We start from the raw sequence: 26235 nt of genomic DNA, 5'->3' as shown, positions 1-26235 counted from the left end.
AGTCCCGGTTCTCGAAACGCTCCGCGTTCTACGCGGTAACAGGCGCTCGCGTCCGTCGGCAAATCTCGGGGGTCTCGCCCAGGACCTATTGGCATGTGCTTAGTAGCGTCTCCCCGGGATACTGGCGTTCAGTGTCGGAGAGAATCGCGTACTCAGCGCCGGATCCATACCGCGGCCGCCTGGCCTTGAGGCGTGACATTCACGCTGATGAAACTATCGCCCGCGGGCACATTGGTATCCGTGACGGCGCGGATCGGGCAATCGTCCGCGAGTGAGTTAAGGTTGCGAATGGCAAACAGATCGCTGCCCAGGCACATCAGGCTGCCGATGATTTCCACCATCCCGCCGCCAGCGCCGAGATTGCCAAAGTGACCCTTGGCCGTCGTCACGGGCGGTTGAGATTCGATGCTCCCGAAAACGTCAACGATCGCGGCGGCTTCGTCACGATCGATGTCGACATCGGCCAAACCATGAGCGTGGACGTGGCCGACCGGGGTGTCGCCGTGACCGGAATTTTGGGCCGACCGCATGGCGGCCCGCAGCGCATTGGCGATCGCAATTTGGATGGGGCGCGGACCAGCGGATTCACCCGCTGCGCTGGTTCCGTAACCAATCACTTCACCGAGAATGGTGGCTCCGCGGGCCTCGGCGTGCTCACGTGATTCAAATAGCATCGACGCCGCACCCTCACCGAGCACACTGCCGTCTCGCGTCGCGTCGAACGGGCGTGACATCTCAGCGGGATCGTCGCGATCGGCCGCCAGTGATTCTTGCGTTGAGGCATGCAGGGTGCGTAGAGGATGGACGCGAGACCCGGTCGCACCCACGACGAGGGCGTCGGCATGACCTCGCAGGATCGTGGAGGTGGCTTCGGCGATCGCCGCACAACTCGACGCTTCACGCAGCGTCAGTGAGTTGTTCGGGCCGCGGAGATCGTTGTAGATGGCGATGTGCGATGCGGGCATGTTGGGCAGGTATTTCAGTAACCACAGCGGGTTGACCTCCGGCAGTCCCTGTTGGCCCCATTTGGAAAAATCGAATTTCCCATCTTCGATACACGCTGCGATTCCTTCGGCATATTCTTCGGGCAACGACATGATGTAATCGCTACCGAAGAGCACACCGATGCGGTCACGGTCAAATTGCTCGGCGGAGAAGCCGGCATGATGCAGTGCCAGTTGAGCTGATGCGACGCCCATTTCGATCTCGCGGCACATGACTTTACTGCCCTTCTTGATCGTTCGCTGCATCGCTTTTTCGAGCGGACCGTAGTCCTGGATGTCGCCGGTGAACTCGCGAGCTTCGGCCCCGTTGCTGACGCAATACGCGCCCGTGGGGATCTGCGTGAACTCGGCGATCCCAGAGCGACCGCTGCGCAGGCCCTCGAGCAGCGCGTCGGGCGTGTTGCCGAGCGGGCTGATGACCCCCAACCCCGTGATCACGACGCTGGTGGCAGGTTTCCTCGTCTGCGCGGCGGTAGCAGCGGGGTCGACGACGGGGGCGTTTTGGGAAGTGGTTGTGGGCATGGACAATAGACGCGGACGAAAGAGGCTGAAGTCACAACGTTGGGAAGATAGCAAATCCTGCCGCCGGAAGGAACGTCGCTAGCGGGGTTCGGGAGACTGAAATCGTTCCCAGGCTGCGACGAGTTCGTTCCCAGCGGCCACAATTTCGTCGCGGGTGGTGAATCGCCCGATGCCAAACCGCACGCTTCGGCGGGCCTGAGACTCGCTGAGCCCCATCGCACGTAACACGTGGCTGGCCGAGGGATTGACGCTACTGCAGGCTGATCCGCTGCTGAAAGCAACCCCGGGGGCGGCAGCCATCCACGTTTCCCCTTCGACTTCGCGGAGGTGCAAGTTCAAATTTCCACGCACGCGGGCGGATTCGTCCGCCAGCGGCGGTCCGTTGAGCTGCAAACCCTCAATCGAGCCGCTGAGAATTTGCCATAATTGGTTTCGCAAGCCAACGATGCGAGTCGATTCTTCGCTCTGTGGGTCGGCCGCCGCCGTCGCCAGCCCGATGGCGGCGTCCATGGCGATGATCCCAGCGGGATTCATGGTGCCGCTACGGAGTCCCTGCTGTTGCCCGCCACCGACGATCTGCGGTCGCAGGCGGACCCGCCGTTCGCCGCCACCGGCGACTAGGAATCCGATCCCTTTGGGGCCGTAGAACTTGTGCGCCGAGGCGCTGACTAAATCGACGCCCAATGCCCTGACGTCGAGAGGAATCCGCCCGATTGCTTGTGTGACGTCACAGTGCACCAAGGCGTCCGCCGCGTGGGCGATCCGAACGACCTCGGCGATCGGTTGAATGACTCCTGTTTCGTTATTGACCAGCATGACGTTGACCAACGCCGTGTCCGGTGTGATCGCCTTGGCGAGGGAATCGAGATCGATCATGCCCGCCTGCGTGTCGCCACCGGTCTCCTGCCGATGCACCTCGACGTGCGTGACGTCCACGCCCGAACGCTGTAAATCGGCGGCGACGTCGAGCACGGCGGGATGCTCGGTGCTGCACACGACCATGTGATTGCGGCGATTGCGCGGATGAGTCATCACGCCTCGCAGGGCCAGATTAATGCTCTCGGTCGCACCTGAGGTGATCAGCAGTGAACTGGCCGGTGCATGGATCGCGTGGGCAATCGAAGCGATCGCCTGCGCCATGGCCTCGCCAGCCTGCCGGCCCGCCGTGTGGGAATCGCTATGCGGATTCGCAAAATGCTCGCTCAACCACGGCAACATGACCTCAACAACGCGCCGATCACAGGGCGTCGTGGCGTGGTAATCCAAATAAATCATGTCATGGGTCAATAAACAGGCTGCTCAGAGACTCGCCAGGAGCGAGTCGCTGGCTCTTTCAGGACGTCGGTTTTTGGGGCCGGCGCATTCCGATGATGTCGGGGTGGCGTCATGGCGATGCCCACCCACCCTATCGCAGTGTATGGGCCGGTTCGCCTGGGCTGGCCATTTGCGGGGGTTCTTGTGGCAGGTAAGAGTTATGGAAAACCTTCCAATCGCCAGGTGGCTTTTCATCAATGAACTTTTTCATGAAGCGATCGAGCAAGCCTTGCGAGATCGAATTTCGCTGGACATCAATGAACTCATAATGATCCCAACGCGGCGCCGTTTTAATGTTGAAATTGGGGGCGTACATCAACAGGGCTTCGGGCATGTAGGTTTTTTCGTTCAAGGCGATTTGAACGAGTTTGTATTGTGACCGGTCCTCTTGGCGTTTGGGATAGGCCTCGATCAGAATCATGCCCTCCTTCGGAGCTTGTACCTGACGGACCCAGTACCGCTGGACAATTTGTTTGGCGTCGAGGTTGAAGACGAATGGCAGTGGGCTTTCAAAGATTTTCTTGCCTTGCATTTCCGGTGGCAGCTGTTGCACGCGACATTCTTTCTTGCTGTGGTCGAATTCCAGCAATTCTTCGCCATTGCAAACCCAGTGTTCGCCGAACTGGCCCGGTTTTTCACTGTACTGCGGTTTTTCAGCCTTCATGCCGTCGAAGGTTAGTTTTTGGTCCACTTTGAACAGCCCGCGATCGGGGGCCGCGTATTTAATTTCACCCTGGCACTTGGTCGCATGCACGCCCGCGGGCGCAGCGAAGAGGTCATAGTGCCAGCGTTGAAACCGGCATTCGAGCGTTTTCGTGCCCTTGCTCTGAGTTTCCCAAGCCTGCAGTAATGCATTGAGTTGGGCTTGGGCTTTCGCGTCCAAAGGTTCGAATGGGGCCGCGTAGGCCTCCGGGATCGCCTGAGCAGTACCAGCGGTCGGCTGGCCCGCGTTGTTTGATTGAAGTTGCTGGCCTTGGTTTTGGGCGGAAGCAGGATTCATTGCTAGCACCGAAACCAGGGCTCCGGTCACCATCATCCAGTTCATCAGCGAGCGAGAGCTGCGGGCCAGCTCGGCGGCAGTGCGTGAATGGGAGGCAATCGGCAGCCACACGAGGACATTGGGGGGGCAACAGAGATTCATTCGCATCATCCTTGACGCATCGAGTCGGGGTGGGCAGGACGGAAACATCCATTTCCGCTGAGCCTAGCGAATCCCGACCGGCTGACGAAAGAGCGAAACAGACACGATCTCCTTTTCGACGAAACACGAAGTCGATTTGGCGAGCCGAGACGCGTCCCGACGCGGTGCGGTAGCTGATTGGCCTGCGGCGATGCGGCTCACGATTTCCGTACAGATATCGAATCGAGCGACATCCCAGTAGGTTGTAGGTTCGGGTGCGAGAATTCGCTCTAGGCGGGGATGTTGGGATTCTGCTAAAGGCTATCGCACGGTCAGTCTGCGTTTGCTTCGGAACGGTTCGATTGGCTCTTTTAACAACACCGAACAGTACGTCCAAAACCCTCGTCATGGATTGGCAAAGGGGCGGTATCGGCCGCGCGGACACGCAAAGGAATGCGAACCATGATGGAATTCGGAAAACGACTCTCGTGGCGACTCACCGGTGGCGTGGCTACCGTGGCGATGGGGGCTTTGGCTGCCGCGCAGGTCCAGCGTCAAGAATTGCCGCCCGAAAGCGAGGTGCCGCAGGTCCATCAACCCGCCCCCGCTAATTCGTTGCTCCAACCCATCGCGGCCGACGACGGCCCCTCATCGCTTGTGAAACCTGCGTCGTTCGTGGCCGCCATGCCACCGATGGATCAGGGCGATGTCGATGGCGCGCAGCCAGACTCAACGTTTGACGACGCGCCCCCTACCACCTTGATCGCCCAGGTCGCACACGAGGAACCGGTCAGCGATCCGGTCGGCGAACCCGCTGCTGATGAGGGGCCGATGTCGATGCCTCCCGCAGCGTTCAATCCCGCAGGCATGATGGGGATGCCCAGCGAAATGGCGGAAGTGAACGCCGGTGCTGCTGACCACGCCGGCCACGGACAGGGTGCCGATGAGGGCCCGGCCATGGCGATGTCATTCATGGGACTGCCACAAGAACACGCGGCTCCAGACCCCGAGATGCCCGAAACGGCTCCGCTGCCGGAGGTTCAGTTTGACCAAGGGCCCATGATGATGGATTCCGCGCCACCGATGAATGACTCACCCCCGATGGCTCAGTCTCCACCCTCGCAGCCACAGGCCGGCATGAACGATGGGCCAGCGATGTTTGGGGCCGCAGCAATGGTTGGCTCGGCGCAAGCCATGCAGCAGGAGCCAGGTATGCAACAGGGACCAGGCATGCAGGCGGGACCAGATATGCAGGCAGGACCTAGCATGCAGGCAGAGCCAGGAATGCAGGCAGGACCTGGCATGCAGCAGGATGCTGGCATGCGACAATCGCCGCCCCTGCAACAAGCACCTGCCATGCAGGGATTCGTCGGTGAACACGCAGGTGGTCCCGGTGAATCGTTTAGCGGCAATTCGCTGAGACAACCGGAGGGGATGGAGAATCAGTTGCGCTCGGTGCCAGGCGATGTTGCTGCAGCACCGAACAGCCCTTACCCGTCTCCGCTGCCCGAGCTTCCCCAACCCACGCTCTATCAAAATAGTGTTGGCAGCGGCATGCCGGAGCCAAACAACGCTGTTTCGAGTAACGCGGCGCCGAGCGGGTACGGTCCCCACGGTTTCACACCGAACGAAGCTGCCGCGACTGCGGCGACGGCGGCGACTGCGGCCGTTGCGGCGGGTCAGGGCACCTACGAGAACGAGCAGCCCTATCGTCAGACGCCCGCTCAATATGCAGGTCACCAACGCGGGGCCAATCCAGCGTTAGGCATGCCTGGGCAGGGCCGGGCGGGCAATGGTTCGGCTCAAGACGCTTATCTCGCGACTGGAAACGATCCCATCGCAATCAATTTGCCCGGCGATCGCCGTCTCGAAGGCGTGCAATCGCCGAGCGTGGTGATCCACAAACGGGCGCCCGCGGAAGTCAAAGTGGGCCAGCCTGCCACGTTCGTCATTCAAGTCCGCAATGCCGGTACTGCCGAAGCGCTCGGTGTTCTCGTTCACGACCGCGTTCCTGCGGGCATGCAACTCGTCGACGCGACACCCTCGCCCACCATGCAGGGCGACCTGCTCGTCTGGCAACTCGGTTCGATGCCGGCCGGTGACGAACGTTCGATCACGATGCAATTGGTCGCCCAAGAAGAAGGCGAACTCGGCAGCGTGGCTCGTGTTACATTCGAAGCCGCCGCGTCGGTGCGAACTCGAAGTACCCGTCCCGAGCTCAAAATCACTCAGCGAGCACCGCAAAAAGTGCTCATTGGTCAGCAGCTCGAGATTGAATTGGAAGTCTCCAACATTGGCACCGGTGCCGCGACCGGTGTGATCCTGCAGGCGGACGTGCCGCCGGGGCTCGATCACCCCAACGGTCGGCAACTCGATAACTCGCTCGGTGTGTTGCGTCCCGGTGAGGTTCGCCGGGAGGTGCTGAGGATGCGCGCTGTCGATGCCGGGATGATCGAAAATGTCGTCTATCTTACGTCCGAAGACGCTGAACCCACCAACCACTCGGTGAAAGTGGAGGTCGTCGCGCCCGGACTTAAGGTTGCCATATCAGGACCGAGTCGCCGGTTCCTCGAACGCCAGGCCAACTACACCGTCAAGGTCGATAATCCGGGCACCGCCGCGGCACGCAATGTCGAAGTGATCGCTCGGCTCGATCGCGGATTCACCTTCGTTAGCACGGAGAACAATGGTCAGTACGATCCCAATCGGCACGCCGTCCGCTGGTCGATTGTCGAATTGCCTGCCGGCGAATCGGCGTCCGTCCCCATCACGGTGCTGCCCATCGAAGCGGGCGATCAAGTCATCCGGATGGAAGCCACTGCTGACTTGGATATCCGCAGCGAGAGTGAACACACCGTGGCGGTCGAATCTCAAGCCGAGTTGACGTTCAGTATCGCTGACACCGCCGACCCGATCGAACTGGGAAGCGAAACGACCTACGAGATTAAAGTTCGAAACGCGGGGTCACGAAACGACACGAACGTGCAAGTTCGGTTGCTCTTGCCACCGGGCCTTGAAATGCTCGAGAGCGACTCGGATGCGGGTACGGACGGACGCGGCGGAGTGGTGTTCGCCCCGCACGCGAATCTGCCCGCCGGTGGTGATATGACGTATCGCATTCGTGTCCGTGGCGTGCAGCCCGATACACACGTGATCAAAGCGGTTGTCACCAGCGATCAATCTCGCGTGCCAGTAACGAAAGAAGAAAGCACGATGGTCTACGCCGACCACTAGCTCGCAGTGCACGAGAACGGCAAGCTATCGAGAGCAGCCCGCTTAGGCCGGGAGACCGACACCGATTCCGAGTGTGTCGGCACCGGTCTGAATGGGACGGTCTCGATTCTGTTGCGGCTCACACGGTTTTTGTCGTTTGCTGACGCGTGGTAAACGAAGCTACTCGAAGTCGCCAATCTGATCCTGGTCTGCGCCTGCCGCGGTCCCGAGTGCTCCCCACAAACCGTAGGGACTCGCTCGATCGGCGTCCGCGGCGGATGGTGCGATCGATTCATACCAAGCACTCGGAGCGGGGGACCCTACGTCCCCAGACTCGATGGTATCGGTAATGAATTTCACGGCACCGTCGGCCATCAACGCATGCATCCCGCCTCGGTGATAGCTCCCACCGGAGTAGATCCCATCGACGGCGTCGTCTCCTCCCACAGCAAAACTAATACTGTTGGGCGGCAAAATTGTGTTGGCCAAAGCGACGCCCGCACTACCGTCGGCCCAGCGTCCGCCGCGTCCGGACTCGCTCAGTGGTGTCGTCTCCAAGTAAAACGCAGGACGTTGTGGATCGATCATTTTTTCGTATCCATCTCGACATTAGGGACACAGCACGTTGCCGTGTAGTTTGACTATGGCCATGCGAGGGGCTAGGCTGAGTTTGACGCTTGCGGCAATTTCCCTGAGAATGCAAGGTGTGTGATGTCTCGAATGGCACGGTGCGAGATCTTTGATCCCGACGAGGTAGCGGTGGCGCATGTTTACACCCGCGTTTGTCGCAGGTGCTTTCTGTTGGGAGATGACCCGGTCTCGGGTAAAAACTTCGACCATCGGAAGGTATGGATTGAGGAGTATTTGCGGCAATTCGCTGCTTATTTCGGGGTCGATCTGCTCTGTTTTTCGATTCTGTCGAACCATTTTCATCTGATACTCAGGTCACGGCCGGATGTCGTGGCAAGCTGGAGTGATGAGGAGGTGGCCAGACGCTGGCTGATGCTGTGTCCCCAGGGACGTCAAGCGGACGGTTCACCGATGACGCCGACGGTTCCTGAGATCAAGTCCATCGCAGGTTGCCCGATCAAGCGAGCGGAAATCCGCAAGCGATTGAGTAGTTTCAGTTGGTGGATGCGACTGTTGTGCCAGCGTGTAGCAATGCGGGCCAACCGTGAAGACGAGCAAAACGGTCGATTCTTCCAAGATAGGTATCATGCCACTCGGCTGGCTGATGAGTCTTCGCTGCTGGCGTGCGCCGCATATGTGGACCTCAATCCCATCCGGGCTGCGATGGCCGAGACGCTGGAGCAGAGCGATCACACGTCGGTCCAGCGGCGGATCGAGGCGCTGGTGGACGAAGCGGCGGTCGCCAGCGGGGCGGGTAGTAATGCTGCGGACTGTGGTGGAGAGGCCTGTGACGGGCGGAGTCGTCGGTCGGCCAGGGGCGGTAACGGTTTTTTGTCGCCTGTCTTCATTGATGAGCAGTCCGATCCGATTGGGGCGTGCGAGAGTGAATCGGGAGAACGCTGTAGCGACAAAGGCTTTCTGGCGATGCCGATCGAGGATTACCTGGAGTTGCTGGACTGGACAGCGAAACAGACGGCCCCTGGTAAACGAGGTCGCACACCCGGCGGCTCGCCACCGATTCTAGTTCGGCTGGGCCTGGATACCGCGACTTGGTGTGAACTGGTGGGCGACTTTGGTCGATTGTTCTGCAGTGTGGCGGGGCGTCCTGAGTGTGTCGACTCGATGCGTTGTCATCGGACGCATCGTCGTTATCATCTTCGCCGCCGCGCCCGTGAGCTTCTAACTGCCACGGACTAGTTCGTCTCGCACCTCGTTCGGAATGAAGGTCCTCGGTTAGGGTTGCCGACGCAGAGAGGTGCGCGCACACAGCATCCCAACTGTCGTTTTTCGGGCGTGATGCAACCCGACTGTCACTTGCGACCACGTTCTGACGGCGGCAATCGGAATCCCACCCGATAGGTTCGGTATTGCACAACCTGGAAAGGTGCTGTGTCCCTCAGGTTCCGCTAAAGCTGCTACACGAACGAGACGGTCGCTACGTCGGATACATGCGTGACCAAGCGTTCCTACGACTAACTCCCGACGAAAAAGGCGAACGTGGTTTACGTGTGACGGCCATTGATCGACAGACTGCAGATGCGATACATGATTCCCGTCAATTAATCCAGACCCGAGAATAACAAAACGGTGCACGTGCGGACTGGCAAGGTCTGATTGACTAGAGTAAAGCCGAGGGACATAGCATCTTCGAATAAAGCCGAGGGACATAGCATCTTCGCAAGAAAATAGCGGAAAGCATCAAAATCAGCTTCCCGGTCGACGGGCAAGTTAGAATCCTGGACGAAGTGCTGTGTCCCTCTGTGGAGCCCCGTACGCCCCCTTTGGAGATCCGTCTGGAAGCACCGACCTTGGGTCTTTTTGAAGGGGATGGGCTGGTGAGACGTTGCTCTGGAACCGCAAAGCGGTGGCATGCGATAGCCCCGGACGTCAGTCCGGGGGCACAAACGCTCTGCCATTTGAAATCGCGAAGCGATGGCAGGCGTTTTTCGATGATATTCCCGCAAATCGTTCGGTTTATGAGCGACCTGCCGTCCCTCCAGGACTACGCGATCATCGTTTGCAACCGGTTCCCCGGACCCGCGACCGGGGCTATTGCCTGCCGTGACTTCGTCACTCCGACTCCATAGCAAATATCCCTCAACGTCAATCCCAGAAATCCCAGTGGAAAATCCCAGGGACATAGCATCTTCGCACCAGAAAATCCCAGGGACATAGCATCTTCGCACGAAAATAGCGGAAAGCATTGTCGCTCGCGGTTTTACTTCGTACCACTTTCGCGGAGTGGCTAATGTGTGAAAGTCACAGCGGTTGCCTCGCGGCAACCGTCCTGGGTCACACTAAAGCATTGTCTATAAAGGATTTACGAGTTCCTGTTGCGTGAGGAATGCCGGGCACCCTTGCGGTCTGAGCTTTCTTCACGACCGCGAAAGTGGCTCGATTCCTAACCGAGATCGACAGAAAGCATCAAAATCAGCTTCCCGGTCGACGGGCAAGTTAGAATCCTGGACGAAGTGCTGTGTCCCTTTGTGGATCCTCTCTGTGGATCCGGAATCCTGGACGAAGTGCTGTGTCCCTTTGTGGATCCTCTGTGGAGTTCTGATCACCGTGACGCACAGCGAAGAAGTTGCACTGGCAGAACAGCGTGTGATTCGCATGCGAGACGGCCGGATCGAATCGGATCAATCGGTGGCACGGACGAGCCGCTAAACCTTCACTCACGCCCAGTCGATCGCTTCGAAAAGTCGCATGAGTTCTGATAACGATTGGGATTCGTCAGGGACAATGGTCCCATCCTACGTCCCATCGAAGTGGAATCATTTGATTCGTTGGGAAATGATTCGTGCTATATTATGGACTCCCATTGAACCTCCTAATTCTCACGACGGAAACGGATACATGATGCGCCGATGCTTCATTCCTCTGCTGATGATCGGCAGTTTGATCACCACACTCGTTGGCTCGGTTTCCCCCGCCATGGGAGCCCATCCCAACGTGATCGTGGTGCTCGCCGATGACATGGGGATTGGTGATATCTCACCCACGAACCCGCAGTGCAAAATCCCCACACCTCACCTGCAACAACTTGCCGACGAGGGGATGACTTTCCACGACGCCCATACGCCCAGCGCGGTCTGCACACCGACGCGATATGGGCTGTTGACGGGAAGGTACAATTGGCGATCACGACTCGCCAAGGGCGTGCTCAGCGGTACCAGTGAGCATCTGATTCCTGCCGATCGGCCGACGCTCGGGCATCTCATGCATGATGCGGGCTACCACACGGCGATGATCGGCAAATGGCATCTCGGTTGGGATTGGAACAAGACCGATGGGAAAATTGATTTTTCCAAGCCCGTCCCCAACGGCCCTGATATCAATGGTTTTGATCAGTACTACGCGCACTGCGGGTCCCTCGACATGCCGCCCTATGTGTGGGTCGACACTGGACACGCCACGGCCATCCCAACGCGAGAAGAAGGCGTTACACGAAATCAAGCACCGTATGGCTGGTACCGTAACGGGCCGATTGCTCCTGACTTCGTCATCAATGATGTGCTGCCGCATTTATTCGGCAAAGCTATCACGCACGTCAAGTCTCAGGCAGACTCCGCGAAATCAGACAAGCCTTTCTTCCTCTATTTGGCGCTCCCGGCGCCCCACACCCCGATTGTTCCTGTCCCGCCGTTCAAAGACGCCAGTGGCATGAATCCGTATGCTGACTTTGTGATGCAGGTCGATCATCATGTGGGTGAGCTGATGGCGGCCCTGAAGGAAGCGGGCGCGGACCAGGATACGTTGGTCATTTTCACCAGTGACAATGGTTGCTCGCCAGAGGCCAACTTCGACGTCCTGGCCAAACACGAACATGACCCCAGCGGTGGTTTTCGCGGTCACAAAGCCGACATCTATGAAGGCGGGCACCGCGTGCCGCTAATCGCGCGCTGGCCCGGACATATCGCCCCTGGAACCAACACCGATGCACTCGTCTGTCTGACGGACATCTATTCGACTCTCGAATCCATCGCTGGAGTGCCTCGTCAGGACCGCGGTGGCGAGGACGGTTTCGACCTCTCGCCCCTATGGGCGGGGGCTGACACATCGGCGCGTGACACGTTAATCAGCCACTCGATTGGAGGCTCGTTCGCGATTCGTCAGGGTCCTTGGAAACTCTGTTTGTGTGCTGGCAGCGGCGGTTGGAGTGCGCCACGGGAAGCGCTCGCCAAAAAGCAGAACTTACCCAAAATGCAGCTCTTCAATCTCGATGTGGATCCGGGTGAGGAAACGAATCTGATCGCCGAATATCCCGACAAAGTTGCCGAACTGCTCGCGTTACTCAAAGAACAGGTGACCAACGGGCGCTGCACGCCAGGCAAAAAGCTGAGCAACGATCGCAATGTCGTGTGGCTGCCGTAGCTCGGGACCATTGTCCCGAGCGGGGGAAGGACTTCTCGGACGGGACAATGGTCCCATCCTACGATCACCGCCGAGCTATTTCGCAGCGGCTTTCTTGGCGGCAGCGGCGGCACGTTTTTCGGCGGCCGTGCGGTAGTCGACGACGTCCCAGACCAGACCGAGTGCGCGAAGCAATCGGACCGACTGCCAGGTGATGTCGAACTCCCACCATTTGTGACCGTGCTTGGCCATGCGGGGGTAGGCGTGGTGATTGTTGTGCCAGCCTTCGCCGTAAGCGACGATGGCGACGAGCCAATTGTTGCGGCTGTCGTCGGTCGTTTCGTAGTTCTTGTATCCGAACATGTGCGAGGCACTGTTGACCATCCAGGTCGCGTGCAGCACGAAGACGAGGCGTACGAACATGCCCCACAGCAGCATTGACATGCCCATGTAGAACCCACCGAAGTAGTATCCGCCACCAAACAGGGCCAGCGAGACGATGATGTGGATGGGCAAGAATAGCTTGTCAAAGGCACGCATCATGGGGTCGCGGTACAAATCGGGTGCCCAACGCTCGAGATACTCTTTGCGATCGCCATTGTGAGTGTGGAAGGCCAGCCAGGTGATGTGGCTCCACAGGCCGCCGTCACGCGGCGAGTGCGGGTCGCCTTCTTGATCGCTGTGGGCGTGGTGTTTGCGGTGGTCGGCAACCCAGTCCAGCGGCGAGCCTTCGCCCGCAAAGCAGCCGATGCCGGCGAACAGGTAGCGTACCCAATTGTATGTTTTCATGCCGGTGTGGGTCAGCATGCGGTGGTAGCCCAAGCAAATCCCCAGGCTGCCCGCGACCCAGTGCAGCACAAACGCGGTGACGACGGCTTGCCAGGAAAAGTAGAACGGGGCGGCGAGGCAGGCCACGTGGGCGATCCCCAACCAACCAATCGCCCAGTAACTCAAGTTATCGGTGCGAACTCGCTCCTCTTTCGTCGGCCGAGCCATGTCGCGCTTCTTGGCCGCTTTCTGATCGACGAGGGACGAGAAACCGTCGGCATCCTCCGCTGCGGGGCGGTGAATGTCCCCCTCTGTGTCTAGCTTCGGAGTCTCTGCCATGCCCGAACGGTTCCAGATTTCCGCGTCAACGGGATCGAGCGTGTCGGTATCCGCTGCGTGGGTGACGTTGGAAATCGGATGATGATTATGATGTTTTTTGCCGCCGCGATTGCGGGAGGGTTCGGTAACAGTCGACATGAGAGTGCGGTCCTGAACTCGTCGTGCGATAGGGAAATATTGAAACTGTCAGTAGAATACAGGGCCTCGGCCCGTCCCATGTCACATTCGTTGCACTACTATGTAACGGGTTTGTAATTGTTTTGACGACACTCTCACCGCAGCGTTCTTTAGGCAGACGATCACTGATGGAATTAGCGAAAAAAGCCGCGGAAAACGCTGTTAGGGTGAATTTCTGCGGATCCTCCGGGGACGGCGCCTCAGAGTCTGATTTCCCGCTGGGGAGCACCGGTTTTGTCGATTTTGTGGGACAATTGGAGTTGCGTGACCGACTTTTGAGGCAGCTTCGTGAGTACTTTCACGAAAAACGCTTCCTCGAGGTCCAGCCGCCCTGCCTGAGCCGTGACTGTGTGATCGATGCCTACCTCGACCCGATCGGTATCCCCAGCACCGAACTTGGGATACCCCAGTCGCCCGATGCAAGCTCGTCGTCTCGATATTTTTTGCAGACGTCCGCAGAGTCTGCGATGAAACGCCTATTGGCTCAGGGGGCCCCCTCCATTTTCGCGATCTCACCCGTTTTCCGGCGGGGTGAAATTGGCGTTCGGCATAATGTCGAGTTCACGATGCTCGAGTGGTATGAGGTGGGGGGGGATGCCGCGTCCGCTATGGAACTGCTGGGGAATCTGGCTGCCCAGGTTTTCCGAACGCCCCATTTTGAAACGATCAGCTACCGCGATGCATTTGGCCAGCACCTCGCTATCGATCCGGTGGAGGCATCAATCGCACGGGTTTCCGAACTCGTCCGAGGGATCGACTCGGGGTTGGCGATTTCCATCGGCGAAGACCGTGATGGGCTGTTGGACGTGTTGCTGTCGCACTTCATCGAACCGCAATTGGGCAGGGCCGTACCGGCGATCCTAAGTCGATATCCGGTCACGCAGGCGGCTTTGGCGCGTCCGTGTGCGGATGACCCACGATTTGCCCATCGATTTGAATTGTTCTATCGCGGCGTCGAGTTGGCCAACGGCTACGATGAGCTCCTCGACGCCGATGAGTTGGTCCGTCGATACGAAGTCAACAATGAAATCCGGCGTCAAACAGGGCGTGACCCGCTGGCTGTTGACACAACTCTCGTCGCGGCGATGCGGCGTGGGCTGCCCGCCTGCAGCGGCGTGGCGGTGGGCGTTGATCGACTGCAGATGCTGCTCAGCGGGGCCCGCTCGATTGACGAAGTGATTCCGCTGCCGATCACGATCGCGTGACGATGGATCACGATCGCGTGACGATGGTCGTTCGACGGTTCTATCCGTCGTGAGGAAGGGGCGCGTCCCAGTTCAGGCGGGCGGAGTCGTCTGGCTGCCATCCCGCTCTCCCACTCTCCCGCCCTCGCCTGCTATGATTCGCCCCTACGCGTTTGACTTGCGCACCTAACTCACCCCTTCCATTCTCAAAAACCCGCTCGACTCGCTCATGGCGTCCGCCCCTGAATCCGCGCCGCAAGGCCCCACCGGTCCAACTGAAAACCCACTGACAGGAGGGCCTGCAGAAATCAGCGACAAGGTTCGTGCGGACCGGGAGACGCTCCGCAAAGCGCATGCGGAAGGCACGGCGTGGCGGGCGTACGTCAAATTGTCGGGTCCAGGATGGCTACAGAGTGCGATCACCCTGGGCGGTGGTTCGCTCGCCGGATCGCTCTTTCTCGGCGTGCTGGGGGGCACCAGCATGCTGTGGCTGCAGCTCGTCGCGATTGTGTTGGGCGTGGTGATGCTGTCGGCGATCAGCTACGTGACTTTGTCGACGGGTCGCCGACCTTTCGAAGCCATCAATAGTGAAATCAATCCTGCACTGGGCTGGGGCTGGGTTATCGCGACCGTGATGGCCAACATGATCTTCTGCATGCCACAGTTCAGCCTGTGCTATGACGCCCTCGACAAAAATCTCTCTTCGATCGGCGGCGGTGCTGGACTTGGCGGCGAGGCGGCGACGAAGTGGACCGTCACGATCGCGTTGCTGTTGGCCGCCGGTGGCATCGTGATGCTGAACCTGCGTGGTGGCAAGGCAGCGAAGATATTTGACGTGTTTCTGAAAGGGCTGATCGGCATGATTGTGCTCTGCTTCTTTGGCGTCGCGATCCTGCTGTTGGCCAAGGGAGAAATCAATATCATCAGCATGATGACCGGGATGATCCCTGACTTCACGCAGTTTGTTCGTCCCGCGGGCGATTTGCGGGAGCTGATCGCGGGGCTATCCCCAGACGCGCAAACGTATTGGCTCGGTACGTTGATGCCCACGCAGCGCAGCGTGATGATTTCGGCGATCGCCACGGCCGTCGGTATCAACATGACGTTTCTTTTGCCCTATTCGATGCTGGCCCGCGGTTGGGACAAAACATTTCGAGGCCTGGCACGATTCGACTTGGCCACCGGCATGGCGATTCCGTTCGTGCTCGTGACGAGCTGTGTCGTGATCGCAGCAGCCTCTTCCTTCCACAATAAAATCGACGCAAAATTGGCATCGAGCAATCTGGTGGAGATGCAGGAGTCACCCTTGTTCACCAAAGTCGAAGGGGACCTGCTCAAGCGAGTCGATGTGACGCTGGGAGCGGCGGCGGAATCGACCGATCAAGAAACGAAATTGAACATGGTAGCCGCCCTGCCCGAAGCCGAAAAACGATTGGCGGCGGCACTCGTCAAACGCGACGCCTTTGAGTTGTCGAAAACCCTGGCACCGCTGCTGGGGCAAGAAAACGCCAAGTTGGTGTTCGGTCTGGGGGTCTTCGGTATGGGGTTCTCCACGATCATCATTCTGATGCTGATCAACGGTTACGCATTCCGTGAAATTGCCGGTCGTCCCAACAGCGAAGCGATGTTCATCCTCGGAGTGACGGTCGCGGGTTTGACCGGAGCGAGCTGGGTGGCGTTGTGGACGGACGACAGTCTGCGTTTTTGGCTGGCGATCTTCGCCAGCACGTTTGCGGTGATGTTACTGCCAATCGCTTACTTCACGTTCTTCCTGATGATGAACAGCGATCGTATTCTCGGCGCCGACCGACCGACCGGGACCAGCCGCTTGGTTTGGAATGCATTGATGGGCTTGGCGACTGTCGGGGCGACCGCAGCAGCCATCACTTCATTGATGGAGAAATACCACGACCCTAATCCACTTTCGTTCCGGATCGTTGCCACGATTTGGGTGATTTACGGAGCCGCTGTGGTGTTCGGGTTTTGGTGGAAAAAGCAAAGCCACGCCGCCAATGCAGATGAGCGGACGGTTTAGGGGGTGCGATGCCTGCTGTGGGTTGTGATGATCAACATTCCCTTTTGAGATGAAACGGTTTCTAACATGGCACAGTCCCGAGGCCGGATCGGCAATTTGATGCGTGGCAGGATCAGCTGCCTCGCCTGTTTGGCGGCGTGCCTCTGGACCGCGTTGGCAGGCGACGATTCGCAAGTGAACGCTGCCGATCGCCTTCTCGCTGCCGATTCCTCAGCGGAATTGGCGGCTGCCGCTCGTGGGGTCCAACGCATTTCCGCTCATCGTGGCGCGAGCCTCGATCGGCCAGAGAACACCATCGCAGCATTTGGAAGAGCCATCGAGGCGGGAGCAACCGCCATCGAGATCGATGTTCGCACGTCACGAGATGGCAAATTGGTGATCATGCACGATGCGAAGGTGGACCGAACAACCGATGGCACAGGCCGGATCAACGACCTGGCCTGGGCCGAGTTATCTGCCATGGACGCGGGCAGTTGGTTTGGGACGGACTACGCAGCCGAGCGGGTGCCGTCGCTCGATCAAGTATTGCGGGTCTGCCGCGGACGCATCGGTATCCATCTGGACCTCAAGGAAGAAGGAACCGTCTACGCGGACCGTGTCGCAGCGTCCTTGAAAGCCTACGGTGACCCCTCAAATACCATTGCGGCGGTGCGGAGTGTCGAACAAGCACAGCAACTGCAACAGCGTGTGCCTGAAATGGAAACTCTGATTTTTCTTCGTGCGATGGACCAGGTCGATTTGTCGCTCGCCGCAAAGGTGGATTACTTGCGTCCCCAGATCGATTGGATCCTAAAAGATCCAACACTTCTGACGAAGATCCGGGAAGGCGGAGCCAAAATTCATCTCGACGCCACCGCAGGAACACGGAAGGAAGTGGTGCCGTTGCTGGAGTATCGCCCTGAGTCTCTGCTCTGTGATGATCCTGAACAATTGATCAAAACGCTCACCCAGCTGAAGGACAATGATCGAGAGTAATTGGACACGAAAATGTGCCGAGTGATCAGTTTGATGACCGCAGATCATGACTGCGTTCAGTTCGGAGTCCCGATAATTTTTGGTCGACACATCACTCATCCATCGTTTTATCAAATGAGTTGTGGTCGATCGTTTGGTCCAACGTCACGCTCTCACTCGCGTCCGAACGGCTTCGTGAGGAGATTTGATCCTCGGGGTCAGACCCGCGTTCATGGCGGCCCCACCAGCGATCTCCGAGGGAGATCGACCACTGGCCCGCCGACGGGCAGGCGGTGAGCAGGAGAGCGAGGTCACGAGCCGTTTGGGGACGTTTGGCTCGAGACTTCGCCAAGCAGCTCATCAGGGCGTCTTCGAGTTGACTCGAAACCTTCATGCCACCGCGTTTCGATGGTGGGACGGGAGACTCGTCAATGTGCTTGTGACAAAGTTGCGAGAAGTTCTCGGCATCGAAGACGGGATGTCCTGTCAACAGGAAATAGCCCACCGCACCGACGGCATAGATGTCCGAGCGGGCGTCGACCGACATCGGGGCCTGAATCGATTCGGGGGACATGTACAGGGGAGTGCCCGCCAGCGAACCAGTCGTTGCGTGGCGTGGGTCGCCCGAGGAGTCAATCGCTTTGACCAATCCAAAGTCGAGAACTTTCACGACATCCGGTTCACAACCACGACGGTTTAGCATCACGTTGGCAGGCTTGATGTCGCGATGAACCAGGCCCTGCGAATGGGCTTCGTAGAGTGAGCCACAGACCTGCAGAAGGATATGAATCACTCGGGCTTCGGGTTGCGGACCATACTCGCTGACGAGATCTTGCAAATCGATTCCATCGAGATACTCCATCGCATAGTAGAACACGCCCTCGGGTGTCCGGCCGTAGTCATAGATCGCAATCGTGTTGGCGTGATTGAGCTGGCAGGTGATTTGCACCTCTCGTTCAAAGCTCGCGATGGAAGACTCATTCACCTTTTCAGCATGCAGAAGTTTAATCGCAGTGGGGCGACGGAGCATCGAGTGGTGCCCTTTGTAGACAACCCCCATCGCGCCTTCGCCGAGTTTTTGGTCGAGTGTGTACTGGCCGAGTTGCTGGGCTTCGATGACCGCTTCGCGGGAAAGTCGCTGCAAACGGGCCACGATTAGAGTGAAGACAAAGATGGCGATCGCACTGAGAATCAGCAGGCTGTAGATGAACCAAAACGTTCGCTTGAGAATCACCAAGGGCCGGAAAGCATGTGCCGCGTCGATTTCCGTCGCCACGCCGATGTTGTACTTCGGCATCCACCGCCACGCGCCGATCACGGCGACACCGCTATAGTTGCGGTACCCATCGACATTGATGTTGGCGTTGCCGTCGATCGCGTCCGCCGCCATGACCGTTAGCGGCAGATGGGATCGCCGCATCCCAGGGCGAAAACCGGTCGTCATGTCGCCGCCCGGATCACTGACGGTGAGCTGCAGCATGGATCGCGAACCGGGTTGGTCGGGCAACAGACCGAGCAAAATGAGTTCTTCGTCAAAGCGGCTATTGCTGATCATCACGCCCTCCGCATTGAAGGCATAGGTTTCCCCTGAATCTGCGACTTGACCCAACTCCATAATCTGAGTGAATTCGAGTTCCGGGCGTATTTGCAGGCAGAGCACCGCGATCACCTGAAACGATTCGTTGCGGATCGGCGCACAGGCATACATGGTGGGCACGCCCATCCGCGTCCGCCCATCGGCGTCCTTCAGCATCACCACGCTCGGGAACGGTGGCGCCACGAACGATTCCCCCTGGATCCCACGTTCGGTCATCGATTCATATTCGGGGATGTCCTGCAGTCCCACGATGGCGGAATGGGATGAGGCCATGACCCGGTGTGACTTATCGATCAGCACAAAACCGGCGTAGTGGTGTGCGGCCAGAGCGGGGGCGAGTTCGTCGGCCAACTCTCGTCTCGCCGTTTCGGTATTCGCGCTGGCGACAGCATCATCGCCATTCTCATTCGCTTTGTTTTTCGACAGCAATGTGTCGACCGAGTGGCGGACCGTTTCGTCATTGGCCAGCGACGAGGCGGTCGATTCCTGGACGGCAAACCATTTTTCGAGCATCTCCGTTTCGATATGAACGAAGCTCAATAGCCCGGCGCGGACGTTGCTTTTGATCGTCGATTCGATCGCGTTCTGGACGAAGTAACCGATCGTCGCCAGCAGGATGACCGCGACAATCGGCCAGACCCAAATCTGCTTTTTCAGGAACAGTCCGGTGCGTGTGACTGTCCGCGACATGCTCCGCGAGGCCCACGTCATGTGCGCCTGTGGATGTGCATTTGCGCGTCCAGAGCGACGAAACAGGTTCAGCGGATTCATGTTGGCCACGAGCAAGAAAGAAACAAAGAGCGATTTGGTCGGTGCTCAGCATAATTGCCAGGTTGCGTGGACGCTCCCATTTTGAGCAGGTTTTTAGTTCACAGTGGCACTTCGCGGACGTATGATAAGCAGTGATCCTCGGCTCGCCGCACCGAGTTGGAATCATCGCGACCTCAACAGGGGCAGCGACGTCTCAGGGGGACAGCGTCTCAGGGGGGCGGGGCGTTGACCGGCGGCGACGAAATCAATTTTATTGCAAGGATGCACTCATCGACACATAACCTTACGAGAGTTCGCATCATGCGTTTACTGACCCTTTGTCTTGTTTTGATGGTGACACCGACGCCGTCGGGGCTGGCCCAAGACGCAGCCTCGGGGCCTGCTGCGGCTACCGATCCGGTTGCGACCTCGCCGAGCCAGCCGGCCAAACTCTCACCTGACTTGGTTGCGATCCGAGCCCAATCGGACGCCTTCGTCGCGGCATTCAATCAACATGATGCCAAGTTGGTGGCGGCTCTATGGACGGAAGATGCCGAGTTTGTTGATGATTCCGGGACCATTTACGAGGGGCGAGACGCGATCGAGCAAGCCTACGGGCAGTATTTTGCTGCGCACCCCGACGCGAAAATTCAGATGGTGATCGACTCCTTGCGTCAGCTCAGCGATACCGTGGCCATCGAGGATGGCCGCTCGATCGTGTTGCCTCCCCCGACGGGGGCTGCCGGCCTCAGCAGGTACACCGCGGTGCATGCCAAAGTCGATGGCCAGTGGCGGATGGCGTCGGTTCGCGATACGTGGATCGAAGCGACCGCAACACGCGAGGATGCAGTTGATCTCGAGTTCCTGATCGGCGACTGGATCGCCGAGGAGCACGGCATCCGAATGCACTCGGTTTGCCGGTGGGTTGCCGACAAGCATTTCGTCGCGCGGACGTACACGACGACTCAGGTCGACGGGACCGAGACGTCGGGACTGCAATTGATCGGTTGGAACCCAGGTGCTGATCGCATCCAATCCTGGATGTTCAGCCCGGATGGTGGCCACGCGGTCGGTATCTGGTCGCTGACGCCGACCGGATGGGTTGCAGAGACACTCGGGGCCACCGGCGATGGGACACTGACGACGTCTCTGAACCGACTTGGGCGACTCGATGACAACGCTTATTTCTGGCAGTCGACGCAGCGAACCGTCGGCGGAGTCGCTCTGCCCGATACCGACGAAGTTGTCGTTAAGCGGGTACCGTCCCAGAAAGAATAGGCCCGTCGCTGCCCTTCGGAGTGAGCGGGGAATTTACCGTTTGGATAAGTGGCCGAACGCTCGACGCTCGGCAATTTCGACCGCGGTACGTTCGGCGACTTATTCACCGCTCGTTCCTTCGCACTCAAATCAATATCGCATCACCCTCATCCTCATAGGTTTCGTCTCATGTCCCGAAAAAATCTGCTCCGTTTCTTTGCGATCATCTTGATCGTTAGTCTGCCTCTGAACGACTGCTGGGGGCGCGGTTTCGGTGGCGGCGGACGCGGCGGCGGTGGCGGCCGAAGCATGGGCGGGGGCGGCGGTCGTAGCATGGGCGGCGGTGGATTCAGCGGTGGTAGCCACAATTTCGGCGGCGGTGGATTCAGTGGCGGCGGATTCAGTGGCGGCAACTTGGGTGGCGGTAGCCGCAACTTTGGCGGTAGCGGCCTAAGTGGTGGCAACTTGGGTGGCGGTAACTTGGGTGGCGGTAACTTGGGTGGCGGTAACTTGGGTGGCGGTAACCGCAACTTCGGTGGCGGTGGACTCGGCAGCGGCGGCAACAACTTCGGCGGCGGTGGACTCGGTAGCGGTGGCAGTGGGCTCGGTGGCGCGGGGGGCATCGGCGACCGTGGTTCCAACAATCTGGGCGGTGGCAACCTGGGCGGGCGCACGGGCGGCTTGGGCGGCGGAAGTAACTTCGGCGGCGCGGGCAATAACCGTTTCTCAGCACCGAGCCGCAGCCAGCTTGACGGGTTCCTCGGGCTTCCTTCGGATGCCGGCATGGGCGGCTTGGGGGGCGGGGGAAGTGCCCGCAATCGCTCCGGGCTCAGCGGCGACAATTTTGAGGTCAATAAAGGCACGGCGAGTGGCGAGAACGGTGGCAAAGCAGCTGGGATCTCAGTCACGGGGCCGGGCGGGGTTACCAGGGGAAGCGCCGTTGGTGTCGGTGCGAACGGAGGCGTCGCCCGAGCGAGCGGCGCCGAGGGGCCACGCGGGGCAGGAACCGCTTCGGGGACCGTCCGAGGACCCGACGGAGGCATGGCCGCAGGCAGTGCGTCGCGTGGTCCAGCGGGAGGAACTGCGGCACGGGGCGCTGCGGTTGGACCCAACGGTGGAGCCGCCGCGGGCAGTGTCGCACGGGGGCCCGCAGGCGGCGAAGCCGCACGTGGGGCGGTCGTTGGTCCGAACGGGGGCGCAGCCGCTGGCAGCGCCGTGCGAGGACCCGGCGGTGGCGAAGCGGCACGGGGTGCCGCAGTCGGACCCAATGGGCGTGTCGCAGCAGGTGGAGCAGTGCGTGGGCCCGGGGGCGGTGCGGCCGCTCGCGGCGTCGCGGCCGGTCCCCGCGGTGCAGCCGCTGGGTTTGCTCGCGTCACACCTTCAGGACGCTACACCAGTGCTGTCGCCGTGCGTCATAACTACCATAACTGGGGCATCTATGGCCGCGGTTGGTACACCAATCATCCCGGAGCTTGGTTCGCCGCCGGTTGGACCGCAAACGCGATCTGGCGACCAGCAACATGGTACTCCGTCGGTGCCTGGATGCCTTACTCATGGGGCACGCCAGTTTACTATGACTACGGCAACACCGTCGTCTACAACGAAGGCGATGTCTACGTCAACGGCGACAACGTGGGGACCTCGCAACAATACTACGACCAAGCCAGCGAGATTGCCCAAGCGGGCGCCACTGCCGAGGCACCCGAGGACGGTGACTGGCTGCCCCTGGGTGTGTTCGCGTTCACCAAGGTTGATGATTCGAAAGCTGGCGGTGCCGCGGTCAAAAATGTCAAACCCGATATCACGATCCAGCTCGCTGTCAACAAGGAAGGGATCATCCGCGGCAACTATAGCGATACCGCCACGGATCAAACTCAACTGGTCAAAGGCTCCGTCGACAAGGAGACTCAGCGAGTCGCCTTCACGGTCGGTGATAATGAAACCAGTTTTGTCGAAACCGGACTCTACAACCTCACCAAAGACGAAGCTCCGGCCCTGGTGCATATCGGTGCCGACCAAACCGAGCAGTGGTTGCTGGTACGATTGGACAACAAAGACGCGGACACGGGCGCTGATGCGAGTGCGGACGCAGACGCTGACGCGAGTTAGGTCAATCGAACAGGTGGCGCGGAGACGGTACGCTAGTCTTGGATTGTCCTGGACGGTGTCATCTTCGGGCGCCTGAGCAGTTCTGGTTGATTTTGATTGAGATGGTTTCTGTCCCAACTTCACCATCCCGAGCGAGTATATCGGTCTCGGGCGGTGCAACCATCCCATCCAGGGCCGCTCCGAAGTGACGGTTTCGCAGTGTTTTGGGTGCCGCTTCTGCTCCCTGAACCCAAAGCGGTGGCATGCGATCGCCTCGGACGCCAGTCCGGGGTATCGAGTTGCCCGACAAATTGAAATCGCGAAGCGATGACAGGCGTTTTAAATATTTTGCCTGCGAATCGTGTGGTGCGTGAGCCGCATGTCGTCTCTTCAGGACTCTGCTGGACTTCGCCCCGACCGGTTCCCCGGACTGACGTCCGGGGCTATCGCATGCCGTGGCGTCGCCACTGAGAGGAGTGAACCCTGCATACCTCCATCTCGCTGCTGAAGCCTCCACGTCGATTACCACCCTTCGGAATGGCGTCATTGCTTCGGTCCTCTGACCGCCTGTCACTTGCGATCGGCTCAGGCGGCGGTGACGTCGTGCTGTTGAATCCTGGTCCGCTGGAACTGTTGGCGTCCCTTCCGCCTGACGAAGTGACGGGACCCAATTCGTCACCGGTGATCTGCACGGTCAGCTCAAGGCTTGGCCGATCCCGTAGGCTCACAAGGGCCACATCATTCGGGCAACTCACGACAGGCGGAGCCGGCGGTTGAGGATGGCCCCTCTTGCCGATCGGGCCGATACAGGCCACGATGGTCGGCCATCCTGGCCTGGCTTTTTGAACCCAATTTGCCAGGTTTTTGTCATTCCTTTCGCTTGTTCCTTGGGTCCATCCCGATGAGTGTTGCCACTTCTGCTGCTCCCGTTTCGTTCTCACCTCCGGGCACTTTCGACGCCATGGCATCCCAGGTGCTCGATGGACGGCCGATCTCGCGTGAGCAGGCGCTGTCCATTGTTGAGGCGTCCGATCTCGATCTGCCAGCGATTTTGTCCGCGGGGTATCGCATCCGGCATCACTATTTCGGAAACTCCGTCCAGCTCTATTTCTTGATGAATGCCAAGAGCGGGTTGTGTCCGGAGGATTGCCATTACTGCAGCCAATCGAAGGTCTCCGAAGCTCCGGTACCGAAATACAATATTCTCAAGCGAGATGACTTGATGGCAGCGGCCGGAGTGGCCGCTGAGCGAGGCGCGAAAACGTATTGTCTCGTCATCAGCGCACGGGGCCCCAACGAACGCGAAATGGTCGCCGTCGAAACGATCGTGCCGGAAATTAAACAAAAATACGGCTTGGATATCTGTGCATGCTTAGGGTTGTTGACCGCCGAACAGGCCGAGCGGCTGAAGGCATGCGGGGTCGACCGCGTCAACCACAATCTGAATTCGAGCGAGACGCACTACGCGAAAATTTGCACCACGCACACCTACGCCGATCGCGTCCAGACGCTTCGTCACGTGCGTGATGCGGGCATGGAAATGTGCAGCGGCGGGATCATCGGCATGGGCGAATCGCGGGCTGATATCGTTTCGATGGCATTCGATCTCGCGGAATTGGGGGTCCAGTCGATCCCGGTAAACATTCTCAATGCGATCGATGGCACCCCGCTCGAAGGAACCGAGTCCCTGTCCCCGCAAGATGCCTTGAAAGCTCTGGCCATGTTCCGCTTCGTCGCTCCGAGTCGCGAGTTGCGGATTGCCGGTGGGCGCGAACTGCACCTGCGTTCGCTCCAGCCGATGGGGCTGTACGTCGCCAACAGCTTGTTCGTCGGTGATTACTTGACGACCCAGGGCCAAGCCCCACAAGCTGACTATGACATGATCTCTGATCTCGGATTCGAAATCACTGGGTCGTGCGAAGAAGTCAGTGTGTGAGGGGCGACCGACGGCGCTGGCCGTCGTGAGGAAGGGGCGCGTATCCGCTCAGGCGGGCGGAGCCGTCTGGCTACAATGCAGCAATTCGCTATCGGCTCGGAGGGCCGAGCGACATGGATGCGGGCGATACCACTGTGGGAAAAGGAATGATGACACCTTTGCAACAAACCTTCGATTGTGAGGCTCCGGTAGCTCTCGTCACTGGTAGTGGTGCACCTCGCGTGGGACGGGCAATCGCCGAGGAGCTATCGCGGCGTGGGTGCCATGTGGCGTTACACGCGAATTCGAGCTGTGCTGAGGCGGCGGAATCAGCGGCCACTTGGCCACAGCGGTTTCAACGCAATGCCATCGTGGTCACTGGTTCGCTCGAACAGGATGACACCTGTGACCGCATCGTCAACGAAACGGCCCAGCACTTTGGCCGTTTGGACATCCTCGTCAATAGCGCCGCGATCTGGTCACCGACGCCGCTCGACGCCATCACCGGCGATGAGGTTCGGCGGTACTTTCAAATCAACTCGGTCGCCTCGCTCTTGTGTGCACGGGCGGCAGGCCGAATCATGCTGACGCAGCCTCGGGGCGGTTCCATCATCAATCTCGGCGACTGGGCAACGGGGAGACCGTATGCGGATCACGCGGCGTATTTCCCCAGCAAGGGTGCGGTCGAGACGATGACTCGGTCACTCGCCGTCGAATTGGGTAGCCGGCATGGTGGAGTCCGTGTGAACTGTGTGCAACCCGGACCCGTCATGCTCGCCGGCGATGTCGACGAGGGAACTCGCCAGCGGCTGGTCGCCAGTACCTTGGTGGGGCGGATCGGTCTGCCCGCAGACGTTGCCGCTGCGGTTGCGTTTCTCTGTGAGAGCACCTTCGTCACCGGGGTCTGTTTGCCTGTCGACGGGGGCCGGCGAATTTTCGCTCCCGATGGTTTACAGGTAGGACGCAACACCGGGTAATCGGTTATCCTTTTTGGTGTCAAACGAAGCTCCTCTGT

At 59.3% G+C, this 26235-nt stretch carries 17 protein-coding genes; 11 read left to right on the top strand and 6 right to left on the bottom strand.

Annotation, left to right across the window (positions count from 1 at the left end):
• Positions 1-152: 152 nt before the first annotated feature.
• The 3 genes from SH410x_RS23165 to SH410x_RS23155 all read right to left on the bottom strand — a co-directional run bounded on the left by SH410x_RS23165 (position 153) and on the right by SH410x_RS23155 (position 3981).
• Entirely contained in the window at positions 153-1442 is a 1290-nt protein-coding gene (locus SH410x_RS23165; protein ID WP_473677380.1) for a beta-ketoacyl-[acyl-carrier-protein] synthase family protein, read from the bottom strand.
• A 162-nt stretch (positions 1443-1604) separates the two neighbouring features.
• A complete protein-coding gene (locus SH410x_RS23160; protein ID WP_473671159.1) occupies positions 1605-2801 on the bottom strand; it encodes a cysteine desulfurase family protein in 1197 nt (398 codons plus the stop codon).
• Between the two features lie 130 nt (positions 2802-2931).
• On the bottom strand, positions 2932-3981 hold the full coding sequence (locus SH410x_RS23155) for a TIGR03009 domain-containing protein (protein ID WP_473671157.1): 1050 nt from the start codon (positions 3979-3981) through the stop codon (positions 2932-2934).
• Between the two features lie 441 nt (positions 3982-4422).
• On the opposite strand from SH410x_RS23155, the gene SH410x_RS23150 reads away from it, so the two are divergent.
• On the top strand, positions 4423-7194 hold the full coding sequence (locus tag SH410x_RS23150) for a hypothetical protein (protein ID WP_473671155.1): 2772 nt from the start codon (positions 4423-4425) through the stop codon (positions 7192-7194).
• 159 nt (positions 7195-7353) lie between these two features.
• On the opposite strand, the gene SH410x_RS23145 is transcribed toward SH410x_RS23150, so the two are convergent.
• Positions 7354-7761: a DUF1559 family PulG-like putative transporter gene (locus tag SH410x_RS23145; RefSeq protein ID WP_473671153.1), complete on the bottom strand. Its 408-nt coding sequence runs from the start codon at positions 7759-7761 to the stop codon at positions 7354-7356.
• Between the two features lie 123 nt (positions 7762-7884).
• Between SH410x_RS23145 and SH410x_RS23140 the strand changes: the two genes are divergently transcribed.
• From SH410x_RS23140 to SH410x_RS23130, 3 genes are all read left to right on the top strand, one after another.
• Positions 7885-9000, top strand: a complete 1116-nt coding sequence (locus SH410x_RS23140; RefSeq protein WP_473671151.1) for a transposase — start codon at positions 7885-7887, stop codon at positions 8998-9000.
• A gap of 1302 nt (positions 9001-10302) precedes the next feature.
• Positions 10303-10470: a hypothetical protein gene (locus SH410x_RS23135; RefSeq protein ID WP_473671149.1), complete on the top strand. Its 168-nt coding sequence runs from the start codon at positions 10303-10305 to the stop codon at positions 10468-10470.
• Between the two features lie 189 nt (positions 10471-10659).
• Complete coding sequence (locus tag SH410x_RS23130) at positions 10660-12177, top strand: sulfatase family protein (RefSeq protein ID WP_473671147.1); 1518 nt, start codon at positions 10660-10662, stop codon at positions 12175-12177.
• A gap of 75 nt (positions 12178-12252) precedes the next feature.
• Here SH410x_RS23130 and SH410x_RS23125 read toward each other — a convergent pair whose 3' ends face one another.
• A complete protein-coding gene (locus SH410x_RS23125; protein ID WP_473677379.1) occupies positions 12253-13263 on the bottom strand; it encodes an acyl-CoA desaturase in 1011 nt (336 codons plus the stop codon).
• Between the two features lie 305 nt (positions 13264-13568).
• Between SH410x_RS23125 and epmA the strand changes: the two genes are divergently transcribed.
• From epmA to SH410x_RS23110, 3 genes are all read left to right on the top strand, one after another.
• A complete protein-coding gene (gene epmA / locus SH410x_RS23120; protein ID WP_473671145.1) occupies positions 13569-14645 on the top strand; it encodes an EF-P lysine aminoacylase EpmA in 1077 nt (358 codons plus the stop codon).
• Between the two features lie 208 nt (positions 14646-14853).
• Positions 14854-16659, top strand: a complete 1806-nt coding sequence (locus SH410x_RS23115; protein ID WP_473671143.1) for a divalent metal cation transporter — start codon at positions 14854-14856, stop codon at positions 16657-16659.
• A gap of 66 nt (positions 16660-16725) precedes the next feature.
• Entirely contained in the window at positions 16726-17634 is a 909-nt protein-coding gene (locus tag SH410x_RS23110; RefSeq protein WP_473671141.1) for a glycerophosphodiester phosphodiesterase, read from the top strand.
• A gap of 91 nt (positions 17635-17725) precedes the next feature.
• Here SH410x_RS23110 and SH410x_RS23105 read toward each other — a convergent pair whose 3' ends face one another.
• On the bottom strand, positions 17726-19981 hold the full coding sequence (locus tag SH410x_RS23105) for a serine/threonine protein kinase (protein WP_473671139.1): 2256 nt from the start codon (positions 19979-19981) through the stop codon (positions 17726-17728).
• Between the two features lie 300 nt (positions 19982-20281).
• Between SH410x_RS23105 and SH410x_RS23100 the strand changes: the two genes are divergently transcribed.
• The 4 genes from SH410x_RS23100 to SH410x_RS23085 all read left to right on the top strand — a co-directional run bounded on the left by SH410x_RS23100 (position 20282) and on the right by SH410x_RS23085 (position 26197).
• Entirely contained in the window at positions 20282-21238 is a 957-nt protein-coding gene (locus tag SH410x_RS23100; protein ID WP_473671137.1) for a YybH family protein, read from the top strand.
• Positions 21239-21406: 168 nt separating this feature from the next.
• Complete coding sequence (locus SH410x_RS23095) at positions 21407-23326, top strand: protocadherin (RefSeq protein WP_473671135.1); 1920 nt, start codon at positions 21407-21409, stop codon at positions 23324-23326.
• An 880-nt stretch (positions 23327-24206) separates the two neighbouring features.
• Positions 24207-25241: a biotin synthase BioB gene (bioB, locus tag SH410x_RS23090; protein WP_473671133.1), complete on the top strand. Its 1035-nt coding sequence runs from the start codon at positions 24207-24209 to the stop codon at positions 25239-25241.
• A gap of 146 nt (positions 25242-25387) precedes the next feature.
• Positions 25388-26197: an SDR family NAD(P)-dependent oxidoreductase gene (locus SH410x_RS23085; protein WP_473671131.1), complete on the top strand. Its 810-nt coding sequence runs from the start codon at positions 25388-25390 to the stop codon at positions 26195-26197.
• The last annotated feature ends 38 nt before the right edge of the window (positions 26198-26235 follow it).

Source organism: Rhodopirellula sp. SH410, from assembly GCF_055811895.1.
The sequence above is the reverse complement of the archived record's forward strand: the minus strand, read 5'-3'. Positions and strand labels throughout refer to the sequence as shown.